General features: G+C 38.7%; 12 protein-coding genes. 4 read left to right on the forward strand and 8 right to left on the reverse strand.

Translation table 11 applies throughout. The annotated features are described in order from the left end of the window. Window positions 1-225 precede the first annotated feature (225 nt). The 4 genes from ACSAMO_RS06250 to ACSAMO_RS06265 all read left to right on the forward strand — a co-directional run bounded on the left by ACSAMO_RS06250 (window position 226) and on the right by ACSAMO_RS06265 (window position 4,410). Window positions 226-1,452, forward strand: coding sequence for a bifunctional folylpolyglutamate synthase/dihydrofolate synthase (locus ACSAMO_RS06250; RefSeq protein ID WP_499210044.1), 1,227 nt, complete (start codon window positions 226-228; stop codon window positions 1,450-1,452). Window positions 1,453-1,539: 87 nt separating this feature from the next. Next, on the forward strand, window positions 1,540-1,752 hold the full coding sequence (gene rpmE / locus ACSAMO_RS06255; protein WP_022231049.1) for a 50S ribosomal protein L31: 213 nt from the start codon (window positions 1,540-1,542) through the stop codon (window positions 1,750-1,752). A gap of 115 nt (window positions 1,753-1,867) precedes the next feature. Continuing rightward, window positions 1,868-2,134, forward strand: a complete 267-nt coding sequence (rpsO, locus tag ACSAMO_RS06260) for a 30S ribosomal protein S15 (RefSeq protein WP_022231048.1) — start codon at window positions 1,868-1,870, stop codon at window positions 2,132-2,134. Window positions 2,135-2,319: 185 nt separating this feature from the next. Continuing rightward, window positions 2,320-4,410 (forward strand): polyribonucleotide nucleotidyltransferase, encoded by a 2,091-nt coding sequence (locus ACSAMO_RS06265; RefSeq protein WP_022231047.1) that lies wholly within the window; start codon window positions 2,320-2,322, stop codon window positions 4,408-4,410. 386 nt (window positions 4,411-4,796) lie between these two features. Here ACSAMO_RS06265 and ACSAMO_RS06270 read toward each other — a convergent pair whose 3' ends face one another. The 8 genes from ACSAMO_RS06270 to ACSAMO_RS06305 all read right to left on the reverse strand — a co-directional run bounded on the left by ACSAMO_RS06270 (window position 4,797) and on the right by ACSAMO_RS06305 (window position 14,131). Continuing rightward, the gene (locus ACSAMO_RS06270; protein ID WP_117965223.1) at window positions 4,797-5,456 is read right to left on the reverse strand and encodes a sugar transferase; all 660 of its coding nucleotides are present in this window, start codon (window positions 5,454-5,456) and stop codon (window positions 4,797-4,799) included. Window positions 5,457-5,473: 17 nt separating this feature from the next. Then, window positions 5,474-6,358, reverse strand: a complete 885-nt coding sequence (locus ACSAMO_RS06275) for a metallophosphoesterase (RefSeq protein ID WP_022231045.1) — start codon at window positions 6,356-6,358, stop codon at window positions 5,474-5,476. Between the two features lie 17 nt (window positions 6,359-6,375). Then, the gene (locus tag ACSAMO_RS06280; protein ID WP_499210045.1) at window positions 6,376-8,271 is read right to left on the reverse strand and encodes a GGDEF domain-containing protein; all 1,896 of its coding nucleotides are present in this window, start codon (window positions 8,269-8,271) and stop codon (window positions 6,376-6,378) included. Next, on the reverse strand, window positions 8,264-9,640 hold the full coding sequence (locus ACSAMO_RS06285; protein WP_499210046.1) for a hypothetical protein: 1,377 nt from the start codon (window positions 9,638-9,640) through the stop codon (window positions 8,264-8,266). Before ACSAMO_RS06285 ends, ACSAMO_RS06280 begins: the two co-directional genes overlap by 8 nt. Before the next feature lie 327 nt (window positions 9,641-9,967). Then, window positions 9,968-11,245, reverse strand: a complete 1,278-nt coding sequence (locus ACSAMO_RS06290; RefSeq protein WP_308455932.1) for an O-antigen ligase family protein — start codon at window positions 11,243-11,245, stop codon at window positions 9,968-9,970. Continuing rightward, window positions 11,242-11,805, reverse strand: coding sequence for an acyltransferase (locus ACSAMO_RS06295; RefSeq protein WP_412613456.1), 564 nt, complete (start codon window positions 11,803-11,805; stop codon window positions 11,242-11,244). Before ACSAMO_RS06295 ends, ACSAMO_RS06290 begins: the two co-directional genes overlap by 4 nt. Window positions 11,806-11,846: 41 nt before the next feature. Continuing rightward, entirely contained in the window at window positions 11,847-12,944 is a 1,098-nt protein-coding gene (locus tag ACSAMO_RS06300) for a glycosyltransferase family 4 protein (protein ID WP_412613458.1), read from the reverse strand. Then, window positions 12,941-14,131, reverse strand: a complete 1,191-nt coding sequence (locus tag ACSAMO_RS06305; protein ID WP_412613459.1) for a glycosyltransferase — start codon at window positions 14,129-14,131, stop codon at window positions 12,941-12,943. Before ACSAMO_RS06305 ends, ACSAMO_RS06300 begins: the two co-directional genes overlap by 4 nt. Window positions 14,132-14,215: the final 84 nt, after the last annotated feature.

Here is a 14,215-nt window from a genome sequence, read left to right on the forward strand (position 1 = left end):
TATCGCCACCGCTCCGTCACTTCGTGACACCTCTCCTCAAGGAGAGGCTTTTATATGGCTCCCCTCAAGGGGATCTGTCGCGACCGCGACTGAAGGGGGTATCTATTATCTGTAATGAGGGCGACCAACGATCACCCCTACGATATTTTACCGCAATAGGCGGAACGTTGAGGCCCCCTTCCCTACGACCGAAAAAATCACACTGCACAAGAAAGGTACAATGCAATGAATTACGAACAATCGATAAACTACATACATTCAATCCCCAAATTTCGCCGACCGTTAGGCAATGCAAATCTTGAAAAATTACTGACTCACCTCGACAATCCGCAAAAAAAGCTAAAATTCATACACATCGCCGGAACAAACGGCAAAGGCTCAACTGCGGCAATGACTGCGGAAATACTGAAAAAAAGCGGTTTTAAAACAGGACTTTTTACATCTCCGTATCTTGAAGTATTCAATGAACGCATAAGAATAAACGGTGAAAATATTACAGACAATGACCTTGCCAAATACGTTACAAGAGTAAAAAACACTATGGAAGAAAACAACGCACTTGTTTCGGAATTTGCTTTTATCACCGCAGTATCGTTCCTGTATTTTTACGAAAAGCAATGCGATATTGTCGTTCTTGAAGTCGGTATGGGCGGTAAGCTTGACGCAACAAACGTTATAGACTCAAGCCTTGTAAGTGTTATATGCAAAATCGGTCTTGACCACACGCAATATCTCGGCAACACTGTCGAAGAAATCGCTAAAGAAAAATGCGGTATTATGCGTGACGGCGGCACAGCCGTTTCATATCCGAACAATGATGTAAGAGATATAATAGAAAAATATGCAAAGAGCAAAAATGTATCGCTTACATTCGCCGACACCGCATTACCGACTGAAAACGGTTTTATTTACAAAAGCAAAGAATACCCTCTTTCATTAAAAGGTACATATCAACCGCAAAATGCGGCGGTTGTGCTTGAAATCACAAGTGCACTTAATAAGCAGGGCTTTAACATTTCCGATGAAGATATATCATACGGTTTGTCGCACACATCTTGGGCGGCACGATTTGAATTTGTATCCGACAGAGTGGTCATTGACGGCGGTCACAACATTGACGGAATTAAGGCGTTGAAAAAATCGCTTTTATCGTTAAATCGTGATATAGTACTTGTCATTGCAATGATGGAGGACAAGGATTACAAAGCCTGTATTCGTGAAATATCGCCTGTTGCAAAAGCTGTTTTTGCGACACAGCTTGATATGCCAAGGTGTCTTTCGTCCGAAAAAATTTCCGATATTATCGGAAGTATGAACATTCCCGTATTTGTTAACAATAACCCTAAAGACGCACTTCAAAACGCTCTCGATTTTTCGGACAATTCAATTGTTTGCGTATGCGGTTCACTTTACCTCGCAGGTGAAATCAAAAAAATTTTTCATAAAAAGTAAAAAAAGACTTGCAAACAGTCGTTTTATATGTTAAAATACATAGTGGTATTTTTTGTACCGTAAAATTTTTAAAGGAGGCTGACGGTAGTGAAAGAAGGAATTCATCCTGATTACAAGCAGACTACCATTACTTGTGCTTGTGGCGAAGTAATCGAAACAGGTTCAACAAAGGAAAATATCCAAGTTGAAATTTGTTCAAAGTGCCACCCATTCTTCACAGGTAAGCAAAAGCTTGTCGATACAGGCGGTAGAGTTGAAAAGTTCAACAGACGTTTCAACAGAACAGCAAAGCAAGACTAATTTTCTTGCAACAATTATTTTTATTACAGTTTATAAGTTGAACCCGTATCTTAGAAAACCGAATCACCAACGGTATCTCAGACTCGGGCGATGATTTATTATAGGAGGTGAAATCATGACAAAGGAACGTAAGGAAGAAATCATAAAGACTTTCGCAACTCATGAAGGTGATACAGGTTCTCCTGAAGTACAAATTGCACTTCTTACAGAAAGAATCAACCACCTTAACAATGACCACCTTAACATTCACAAGAAAGACCACCACTCAAGAAGAGGTCTTCTTATGATGGTTGGTAAAAGACGTGGTCTTATGAATTACCTAAAGAGTCAGGATATCGAAAGATACCGTGCTTTAGTTGCTAAGCTTGGTCTTAGAAAGTAATTTTATATTTGTTTATAAGGCAAACGGGATTTATTCCTGTTTGCCTATATATATTTATGGAGATATTTGTTTAGCAAATAAATAGAGCGTTAAGCCATATACGAGCTGTTGGCAAAACTAAGTTTATCGTTGTATTTATCTGCTAAAACGTATCTCCGAAGAAATAAATTTAAAGGAGAAAAACTATGTTTAGAACATTTGAAACAACTCTTGCAGGCAGACCGCTTGTAATTGAAACAGGCAAAATGGCACAACTTGCAAACGGACATTGTCTTGTACGTTACGGCGACACAGTTGTAATGGTAAACGTAACAGCGTCTCGTTCACCGAGAGAGGGCGTTGACTTCTTCCCTCTAAGCGTTGATTACGAAGAAAAGCTTTATTCCGTAGGTAAAATTCCGGGCGGATACATCAAGCGTGAGGGTAAGCCGTCTGAAAAGGCTATTCTTACAAGCCGTGTTATCGACAGACCTATCAGACCACTTTTCCCGTCAGATTTGAGAAATGACGTATCTGTTGTCGCAACAGTACTTTCAGTTGAACAGGACAACCCACCGGAAGTTGCCGCTATGATCGGTACTTCAATCGCTATTTCTATTTCAGACGTTCCTTGGAACGGTCCTATCGGCGGTGTTTGGCTTGGTCTTGTTGACGGCGAATACGTTATCAACCCAACTGTTGAACAAAGAGAAAAGAGCGAAATGCTTGTAACTGTTGCAGGTACAAAGCAAAAGGTTGTTATGATTGAGGCCGGTGCTAATGAAGTTGAAGAAAGCGTTATGCTTGAAGGTATCAAATTCGCTCACAAGCACATTATCGAACTTTGCGATTTTATCAGCGGTATTCAAGCTGAAATCGGTAAAGAGAAGTTCACATACGAATCACACGATGTTGACCATGACCTATATGACGCAATCAAGAATATGGCTTTTGAGAAGTTACAGTATGCTCTTGATACAGACGACAAAAATGTTCGTGATGAAAGAATCGGTGAAATTACAGACGAAATTATCCCTGCTCTTGAAGAACAGTTCCCTGACATAAACGAGCAAATCGGCGAAATTCTTTACAAAATGCAAAAGGAAATCGTTCGCGCATGGCTTGTTCAGGGCAGACGTGTTGACGGCAGAGGCCTTGATGAAATCAGACCGCTTGCGGCAGAAGTTGACCTGCTTCCGAGAACACACGGCAGCGGTATGTTTACAAGAGGACAAACTCAAGTGCTTTCAGTTGCTACACTTGCTCCTCTTTCAGAAATTCAAAAGCTTGACGGTATCGACCTTGAAGAAACAAAGAGATATATCCATCATTATAACTTCCCGTCATACTCAGTAGGTGAAACAAGACCTTCAAGAGGTCCGGGCAGACGTGAAATCGGTCACGGTGCACTTGCAGAACGTTCACTTGTTCCTGTACTTCCGTCAGAGGACGAGTTCCCATATGCTATCAGAGTTGTATCAGAAGTTCTTTCTTCAAACGGTTCAACTTCACAAGGCAGTGTCTGCGGTTCTACACTTGCACTTATGGCAGCAGGCGTTCCTATTAAAGCCCCTGTTGCAGGTATCTCTTGCGGTCTTATAACAACAGAAGACGGCTTTACAACAATGGTTGATATTCAGGGTCTTGAGGACTTCTACGGCGAAATGGACTTTAAGGTAGCCGGTACTAAAAAGGGTATCACATCAATTCAGGTTGATATAAAGAATGACGGTCTGCCATACGAAGTAATTGAAGAGGCTCTTGCTAAGACAAGAAAAGCAAGATGTTATATCATTGACGAAATACTTCTAAAGGCTATCCCTGCTCCGAGAGAAGAACTTTCGGCATATGCTCCGAAAGCTGAAACAATGAAAATTGACGTTGATAAAATTCGTGAAGTAATCGGTCAAGGCGGTAAGGTTATTCAAAAGATTGTTGCAGAAACAGGTGCTAAAATTGATATAGAAGAAGACGGTACAATCCATATCTTCGCAGTTGACCAAGAAAGCGGTAAGGCTGCAAAAGACGCTATTGAAGCTATTGTTAAAGAACCTGAAGTAGGCGAAATCTATAACGGTCTTGTTAAGACAATTCAACCGTTCGGTGCATTCGTTGAAATTCTTCCGGGTAAAGACGGTCTATGCCATATTTCAAAACTTGCTAATCACAGGGTTGAAAAGGTTGAGGACGTTGTTAAGGAAGGCGATTGGCTAAAGGTTAAGGTTATGGAAGTTGATAAAAAGACAGGTAAAATATCACTTTCACATAAAGACGCTATCGAAGAAGGCGAAGAATAATTTTTTCGGCAATGTAGAGGCGACCGTTGGTCGCCTCTTTTTTTGTGTAATCTTCAAAACATTTCTGTATTTGACGATGCAATCAACATTCCTTTGCTGATATGTGAAAATTTTATGCCACCCCTCAGTCGACTTTGTCGACAGCCCCCTCAATGGGAGCCGAAAAAGCCTCTCCTTGAGGAGAGGTGCCTGAAAGGCGGAGTGGTGGCTTTATCCAAAAGACCGTCATATGAAATAATTCGAGAAAAATGGACATCGTCGGCACTGCCCCTACGGAAAAAAAGTACACTGATTATTGAATGTACCAAAAAGGGCGACCATTGGTCGCCCCTACGAAAACAAATCACATACCACAACGCAAAATTACCACACATAAAGACCGCTCTTTAATATGCACCGCGTTTAAAAATAACCGCAAAAACAGTTTTAACGATAAGTTTAATATCAAGGAAAATATTCCTACGTTTTATGTACTTCATATCCATATCCATCCAATCATCAAAAGACAGATCACTGCGGCCGTACGCCTGCCAAAAGCACGTCAAACCGGGCGTAACAAGCAATCTCTGCATTTGATATGAATTATACTGTTCAACCTCCCTTACAAGCGGAGGACGCGGTCCTACTATGCTCATATCGCCTTTAACAATATTTAAAAGCTGTGGAAGTTCGTCTATACTGTATTTTCTGATAAATTTACCGACCTTTGTTATTCTCGGGTCGCCCTTAATCTTAAATACAGGACCGTCCATTTCATTATATTTCATCAAATCATCTTGCAGATTCTCTGCATTTTTACACATACTGCGGAATTTATACATCTCAAAATGAGTATTATTCTTCCCCACTCTTGTCTGCTTATAAAACGCAGGTCCGCCGTCACTTCTTACCGCCAATGCCGTTACCAGAAAAACAGGGGAAAGAACAATCAGAGCCACAACCGAACAAATTACATCAAGAATTCTTTTAAAAAATTCATATATCGGTTTATGCAAATCTTGTGATGTTATAATAATTTCACCTTTATTAAGCTCTTTTGTTTTCATTCGCCCCACTTCCTTCATTAATACCAGCTTATATCTGCAATTACGATTTCAGGCTTATTATTAATTCTCGGAACAATTCCCGATTTACCCAAACCGCGTGAAACGATGAACTTACTGTTACCGTCTTCGTGGTATCCGTCACAAAGCTTAGGGAACAAGCCTTGATCCGCCGCGTAAAGTCCCCCTATAAACGGAAGTCTGACTTGACCGCCGTGTGCGTGACCTGTAATTGCAAGGTCAATATCATAGTCATTTAATTTACCCAAGAAATATTCCGGATAATGCGTCAACAAAAGTTTGAAATTATCGTCCGCACTCATTGCTTTTTCAAAGAAATCTTTTCCGTATTCATCAAACTCCGTCGGATTTTGCGTCAAACCGATTATATCAATAGCAGTTCCGCCGATATTGACGGTTTCGGTTTCATTATTGAATATCTTAATACCTTCCGCCTTAATATCCTTATATATATTGGAATTTTTGAAAAGCATTGCGTCAATTTCGTGATTACCAAGACAATAATACACAGGTGCAATTTCATTAAGCTGTTTACAAAGTGATATTACACTGCTGTAATTGTCCGGCTGACTTTCCAAATTCATATCACCGACTATTGCGACAATATCCGGACTGAGGTTTTTAACCTCAGCCACAAGTTTTTCGTTGTCCTTGCCAAATTCCTTTAAATGCAAATCGGCAAGTGCCACAATTCGGATATTATCTACAACTTTATTTGATTTTACCTGATAAAATTTCTTTTCAAGTTGATTATTCTGATGAACAATCATCAGCGAGCATACGCCCAAAAATGCAACTATAACAGCTAAAATTATAATCAGCTTTTTGCCGAATCCCATTTTCTTTTTCGGCTGAATTACTTGAGTTTGTTCACTCTCTGCCATTAACGTATCCTCCCCGATTATTTGTTATCTTTATTTTCTTCTTTATTTTCTTCTTTATTTTCTTCTTTTTTATCTTCCGACTTATTTTCAGCCTCACGTCTTGGCTGTTGAGCAGAAGCTTTACGGAATGTAGCACCCATAAGTTTTCTTATATCATAAATCTGCTCTGAATTTGTTTCCGAAACAGCTACGCTTACTTGCATTGTAACGTTAGGCGTCTGTACATTATGATAATGCACAAGTTCTTCAAGGTACTGCTTAAAGTCCTCTGCACGCTGAACGGTACACTCTTCAAACATACCGATAAACTGGTCACTTCCGTTATATCCGACAAATCCGTAACTTGACGCGGCTCTCTTTAGCACCTTACCGAATACTTTCAAAAGTGCATCGCCTGCCTCACGTCCTCCCTTGTCATTGACATACTTCAAGTTATCAAGCTTAATAAGCAAGAATACAAATGAGTCTTTAAGCTTATCAGCTGCATACTTTTCAATCTCAATATCACACATTGCTCTGTTCGGAAGCCCTGTCTTACGGTCAGTGTACATAATATAATCAAGGAAGTCTTTTGAACGGCCGAGTATAATAGCACCGATACAACCGCCGAAGAAGAATATGATAATCGCAAGAACGATATACATTTTTACATTAATCTTCTCACTTGTCGAAATACTCGAAAGTGTTGAAACGTTATACGCACCGATATATTGGTTGTATTCATCAACAGTTGTCGAAACACTTGAATACATATCACCAAGCTTTTGTGAAAGTTCTTCAAGGCTCTGTTCGATTTCGTCCTTATTGCTCATATCATCCGATTGAGCGCCGTCAGTAAATACGGCAAGCAGCTTTTTCTTATGCTCAAGGTCAACTTCAAGTTTTTCCTTTTCTGTTTCAATGTCCACGTACTCATTAATAAGAGTATCGTATGTTGTTTCACTCTGAACGTGACCGTCCTCTTGATTCCATTCATCATACACATTCTTCAAGATGTAGTCACTTGCGTCATTGCCCTCGTCACTTTGTGTACCGTAGTGATATTCAACGCCCTCTTTATTCTTATCACTGTACTTTGTAATAAGGTCATTTAAGTCGTTGATTTTCTCCTCCATATTCTGCAAATCAAGTTCATATGTACTTATATCACTCTGATACTTCTTAATAAGAGTTTCCTTATCGCCTGTAACCTCTTGTTCCAATATAAGCGAATAAATCTGCGGAATATCGTAATCTATATATGACTTATAAATTTCATACAAGTCACTGAATGAATATCCCGTTTCCGCACTTCTGTAATTCGGCTGAGTTTCCTTTTTAGCCGCAAGATAGTCGGAAATATTAAGCGCCCACGCGTCAAGGATTTCCACACGTTCAATATAATCATACTGACCGTCAGTTCCGCGCACGTTATTATTAGGCAATGTTTGTTGGTTGATATATTTTTCACCGTATGTTGCGAAGTAATTCTTGATTATCGAATCAAGCACGGTTCTTGCAAAATCTTGGCTGTACTCACTGCCGACAGAGAACGACACAACATAGTCTGTAGGGAAATAAGTATATTCTTCACCGGCTTCCAAAAGAGCCTGTTTTTTAACTTCTTCGTCCGGAGGGATAATTTCCGTAACCTTACATTTTGAACGGATTGCGTCCGCACCGATATTCAAGTTAAGGTCCTCCAAAACATTGGTTATTACCGCCGCCGAATAAATTTCCGTAACGTCTATATCGTCACCGCTCGGAGTTTTTCCGTCTGCGGCATTCTGTCCGGTATAACTGATAACCGTACTTGCTGTATATTCCTGATTATACATGGCATACTTGTAAACAATCAATGCACCGAGTACGCAGACAGCAAAAATAAGATATTTCCATTTACTAAGATATTTAAGCAAATTAAATTTATTCATATCTGCCGTCCTCCTTTCGTCTGATATATCCGTCTATAACGTAATATACAGCACAAAGTATAATAAAGAATACTACAGCAGTTCCGATAACCGTTTCAAGAATAAACATCTTGTTACCCGAGCCTGTATATTCGGTAAACGTCAAGTAATCCTTTGTTGTATGCTTGATATACTCCTTGTCGGTTGTGTCAGCAGTATTTGCTACTTGCTTTAATTCTTCATCAACTGTTTTGATAAGCTCATCGGCTTTTTTATAGCTTTCCTCATCAGCCGTTGACGCGTTTACTTTTGCGATTATATCGTTGTTGTCGATAATGTCACGGTCAACCGCATTACCTTGCGAAAGACTGTAATCAGCCTCTTTTGTAAGGTAGTCGGTACCCGTATTTGTTCTCGACATATAATATTCCTGTTTTTCGTTGATTGACGGCACCATAACCGTACCAATCATTGCCGAATCATAGTCCTGTACCTGTTGTTTTCTGACATTATAATCAATCATAAATTTCTGGTAGTTTATATTCAGCATATCGTTTTTATAATTCAATGTTCTTATGTAGTGGTCTTTGTTTCTTGAAAGTCCCGATTCAAGTACGAATGCACTGTATTTTTTAATACTGTAATTCTGAACATTTTGAATCATTTTCTTTATAGTCTGAAAGCTCTGACCGGTTATGTCTGAACGATATGTAGCATTTTCTTCAATTCTTTGCTGAATATATCTAAGCATTTGATCCGATTTGTTTGTAAACAGCTTTGCGATTTCGATATATTCCTTACCCTCAATATCGCCAAGGTCGTACTTTAGGACAGACTTTGTACCTACATATTCCTCATGGAACATATCGTTATACGATTTACAAATAAGCGTCATCATATCGTCAACAGAAATATTTTTAATCTCCCTGTTCATTCTGTACGAAACCGTATAGCTTGTTGAAATATAGTAAGTGCTTGAATCGTTAGGATCTATCGTCTTACCGCTGCTGTTTTCGGCAATATCAATATGTTCCGAAAGTTCAGTCGGTGTCAAAACGTCCTGAAGTCCGGCATTACTGATTACCCTTTCCATTACTCTGTCAGACTTTAATTCATAGACATTGTAACGTGTAAGGTTAGGGTTCTGCCCCTTTGACGCTTCCTCATAGTTAAGCGACAACACTACGCTTTTCTTGTTAAAACTGCCTGTATACGTCACGATAAGAGATATAAATACAAACACACACATAAGTACGACTATCGTTTTTATATTGCTGAGCACTATAAAAAGAATACGTTTGAATATGTTTGTGTCTTCCAAATTCACATTTGTAAATTTCTCATCACTTCTCTTAAAGAAACGACGCAGACCTTTCCACATTTTTTTCATCTTCTCTCTCCCAACTATAATTTATAATCTTAAAATATCATAACTACTTTATATTTTATCACATTCTTCCATCAATTCCAATAATAGTTTTCTGTATTTAACCATTTTTGGGATTGCAGACAAAACCTTTATGGTTTTGTCGACTTTATTTTAGGGTGTTTGAGGTGCAACCTCAAGTAAAAATCATTTCTGACGACCTGTGCGGCAGAAATGGCTTAAAATCTAAAGTTTCGACTTTGGAGGAACTTTTGATTTTTTCTCTGAAAATACCCAAAAATTACATCTATGATGTGATTTTTGGAGCTGCCGACATTTTGTCGACAGGCTCTATTTTTTTTCCTTTACCCATGGCCACAGCTTTATATCCTGTGTTGTCGGAATATGGAACGCATAAGCCAGCGGCATAAGTCTCAGTACAAGACTTGTAAAGAAATAGTATAATGTATTATCTGTTGTGTATGTTATAAAGATGTACATTTCACAGAGGAAGAACAGCATACCTGTTTTTTCTCCCCAGTGATTTATCATCCAATTAACCTGAAATACCCAAGTATATATCATCCATGCCCAGAATCCCAAGAAACCGAGCTCTATGTAAATTGTAAGTATGTTATTGTGAAGTGCAACGACACCGATATGTGCGTTAGGATTGTCAACCATAATTTTCTGTAAAATTACTGTTGTGTACTCAAATCCGTACCCCATAAAACCTAAGCTTATCTGATAGTATTTTTCAATGTACTTGTACACATCATTTCTACCCATTGTATCTATGCCGAAGTAATTCGTTATGTATTCAAATGCACCTGTTTTTGTTACAACCACATACCCAAACGAAATGATAACCGCACACCAACCGATGAATTTCATAAATCCGATACGTCTGTTAGGTTTCATTCGCCCCATAATCAATCCGAAAAACAACGCAACCGGCAAAGCCAAAAGTGCAATTCTTTTCCATCCGAGTATGAAGAAGAATATTGACACCAAAAGGCATAATATTCTCTCTTTCGTGTGTTGTGCAAAAAACAGTAAGTATATTATGAAAAAGCCGTATGTAAACGTAATATCGTGTATTTCCATTGCCCTTGCAAAACCTTCTTGTGCATCACTGCCCATAAGCATTGCAATTACGGAATTTATACTGTCCGATATTCCGTACACGCCCAAGTTGTACACGACCATTAGCATATTTGCCGCCGCAAGTCCGTAAAATGTAGTAAATATCGCTCGTTCTCCGAACAAATATGCACCGGAGAAAATAATGAGCAGCACCAGAAACTGATACATAAATTTCGATGCGCCACGCAGAATGAAGTCGATAGATTCAATGTTGATTATCCACAAAAATATCGACCATACGATAATTCCGATAAGGACAAAGCCGTAAACACCGACAAAGCTTGCCGCCGTTTTAACTCTTTCCAACCGTCCTGATATAAACAGGTACGCCGCAGCCATAACAACAATGAAAAGACTTATCGCTTTCATCATACGGGTTTGGGAAACGGAAAACACTTTTAGGTCACCCATAGCCGCAGACATAAGCATTAAAATATACGCAATTTCCATTGCTATCTTTCGTTTTTCACCGTTTATAATCAACCGCTTACACGCCCTTTCTCATAAATATTTTCAGTTCGTTTCTGCACTATCACACTGCCTGCGGGATATACGCCTTTCAGCACCGAACCCGCACCGACAACGCAGTCACGCCCTATTACCGTTCCGCGAAGTATAACTGTATTTGCACCAATCCACACATCATCACCTATAACGACAGGCGACGTTTTATAACCGCTGTCGTGTATGCTTTCAGCTGATGATATGTCATGGTCGTGGTCATATATAAGCACATTCGGACCGAATGCCGCTCGATTTCCTATGGTTATTCTTTCTTTTGCAACCGCCATACAGCCGTTGTTGAAAAAACACCCTTCGCCGATTTCAAGCGTTCCTCCCTCTGCACATAAAATAACATTACGTTTAGTATGTATATGCTTTTTTAATAAAATCTTCCCTCTTTCATTTACAGATATTTTTGTTGTAATCGAAAAATCCTGTATAAATGCAGAGCGAAAACCTTTTATATTAAATATTTTTGTTATTACTATACGCAAAAATGTCAATACACTTCTGACGTACAGTGAAATTCTTTTTTTCATTCAATTCACCTTTTTGACAGAAAACAAATCTCCGTCATTTATCATTTTTTATATAATTCCAATGTTCTGTCCGTAATTTCGTCCCAACTGTAATTGTTTTTTACATATTCAATCTGCTCTGCCTTATCCGCTTTCGGTTTGCCGAGTATTTCGCACAGCTTGTTTTTAAGGTCATTTACATCACTTTTCTTAAATGTATACCCATACTCCCCTACTACGTTTTTTGCAGTATCTATATCGCTTACAAGGCACTCACAACCGCAAGCCATTGCTTCAAGCAGGCTTATCGGCATACCCTCAACGTCACTCGGAAGTACATACATTCTGCAATTATAATAAAGCTCCCAAAGCTCGTCCCCCTCGACAAAGCCGGTAAATATTATTCTGTCGTCTTTTGCCATATCGTGAATTTGTTTTGCATATTCGCTTGAATGACTTACTCCTCCGGCAATTACAAGTTTTTTATCAGTATCCGTCTGCATAAATGCGTCTATCAAATAATGCAATCCTTTTTCCGGAACAATTCTTGCAAGAAACAATATATATCCATCTTTTTCAAGACCGTATTTTTTTGTGATTATATCGGCTTTCTTTTCATTTTGAACATCTATTCCGTTCGGTATGAAAACCGTTTCTCTGCCGTAAGTTTCTTTGAAATAGTCACGCGTTCCCTCAGACAGTACAATAAGTTCATCTGCATATTTCGCCGCCGTTTTTTCGCCGAATTTGAGAAATTTCGTGGCAAATCCGCCCCATTTGGCTCTCTGCCAATCAAGTCCGTGTATTGTCGCAACGGTATGTATTCCGAATAAATGCGGAAGCCATATCATCGAACAAGGACCTTCGGCGTGAAAATGTATAACGTCATATCTGCCGAAAAGTGCCAGAAATGTTGCTATAACCGAATAAACTATTGCGTTGAGTTTACCATTTTCAAACGTCGGTACACTCTTTATCTTAACGCCCTTATATTCTTTCAAATTAACGGTCTTACCGCCGGAAACGTGTTTCCCTTTTCGGTTATACACCGTCACGCTATGACTTTTTTCGACCATTCTTGTAGCAAGTTCTTCAACAACTATTTCAACACCGCCCTCGCGTGACGGTATTCTTTTATGTCCTATCATTGCGATTTTCATTTTGTAACTTCCTTATACAGTTTTATCAGTTTTTCGGAATATTCTTTTATTGTGTCATACTTTATATCTCTGCAATTTTCACTCATTTGTCTGCAAAGTTCTTTGTTGTTATACAAATATTCTATCTTTTCAGTCAACTCTTTCAAGTTTCCGCTTTCAAAAAGTATGCCTGTTTTGCCGTCATTGATAAGTTCGGGAATACCGCCGATTTTTGCACCGAGTACGGGAGTCATAAGACTCTGCGACTCCATAACAGAAAAAGGACAATTTTCCGACCATTCGGCAGGAAGTACGGTAAACAACGCTTTTTCTATAATATTCCTTAATTCATCGCCTGTCTTAAAACCGACATTTTTAATATTATCCGCACTGTTCACTTCATTTTCAAGTTCGCCCTTGCCCGCGAATACAAACGGTATATTACTAAGTTTCTTTGCCGCTTTAACAAGGTTTAATATTCCCTTTTCCTCTGAATATCTGCCGAAATACAAAACATAATTTTCACATTCTGCTCCCAACGGTTTTATCTCGTCAATAAAATTGTACATCGTAACCGTTCTTCCGTTTATATCATCATTACGGCTGATTTCTTTTTCCATAAATTCAGACGGACAGACGGTTAAATCTATCATTTTGTATGTATGACGCAATTTATAGTACCAAGCCTCGACCGCTCCAAGAATACTGCGTATTTTTGAAGAATGTACGCAATTATTTTTTACACACTCAAAATACTTACCGCCGTCACATTTTCTGCAAAGACCGTACGTATAATCATTTTTTAATTTATGATTGGGACATACAAGCTGTACGTCATGTGCGGTGTAAACAATCGGTATATTATGTTTCTTTATTTCATATATTATTGACGGCGTAAGCTGATAATTAAAGTTATTCAAATGTACAACATCCGGTTTAAAATCGCTTAACACCTTGCGGATTTGTTTTCTTGCATTAACCGAATAAATAATTTTAAAAGGGTAAGTAATATGCTTTAACGATTTTTTGTGAAAATCAATGTTTTCCGTATATGCCTCTACCCTATTTTCTACACAGTTACGCTCATCTGCCATACCGAAATATTCAACCTCGTTGCCGAGTGATTTCAGATATTCGCCTAATTTTATAAAATAAGTTTCCGCACCGCCTTTTCGGTACAGATATTTATTTACCAACAATATCTTCAAGGCAGACTCCTCCCACTATAATATGTGTATCAATTATATCAAATTTAATATTTCAAATCAAATAACAATACTTGACACTATTGT

The sequence above is a fragment of the Ructibacterium sp. SJQ-7 genome, assembly GCF_054696575.1.

Bases quoted from the DNA above. Each gene is read 5' to 3' on its own strand.
- ACSAMO_RS06250 (WP_499210044.1), top strand. From the start codon at position 226: ATGAATTACGAACAATCGATAAACTACATACATTCAATCCCCAAATTT.
- rpsO (WP_022231048.1), top strand. From the start codon at position 1,868: ATGACAAAGGAACGTAAGGAAGAAATCATAAAGACTTTCGCAACTCAT.
- ACSAMO_RS06265 (WP_022231047.1), top strand. From the start codon at position 2,320: ATGTTTAGAACATTTGAAACAACTCTTGCAGGCAGACCGCTTGTAATT.
- ACSAMO_RS06270 (WP_117965223.1), bottom strand. From the start codon at position 5,456: ATGAAAACAAAAGAGCTTAATAAAGGTGAAATTATTATAACATCACAA.
- ACSAMO_RS06275 (WP_022231045.1), bottom strand. From the start codon at position 6,358: ATGGCAGAGAGTGAACAAACTCAAGTAATTCAGCCGAAAAAGAAAATG.
- ACSAMO_RS06280 (WP_499210045.1), bottom strand. From the start codon at position 8,271: ATGAATAAATTTAATTTGCTTAAATATCTTAGTAAATGGAAATATCTT.
- ACSAMO_RS06285 (WP_499210046.1), bottom strand. From the start codon at position 9,640: ATGAAAAAAATGTGGAAAGGTCTGCGTCGTTTCTTTAAGAGAAGTGAT.
- ACSAMO_RS06295 (WP_412613456.1), bottom strand. From the start codon at position 11,805: ATGAAAAAAAGAATTTCACTGTACGTCAGAAGTGTATTGACATTTTTG.
- ACSAMO_RS06300 (WP_412613458.1), bottom strand. From the start codon at position 12,944: ATGAAAATCGCAATGATAGGACATAAAAGAATACCGTCACGCGAGGGC.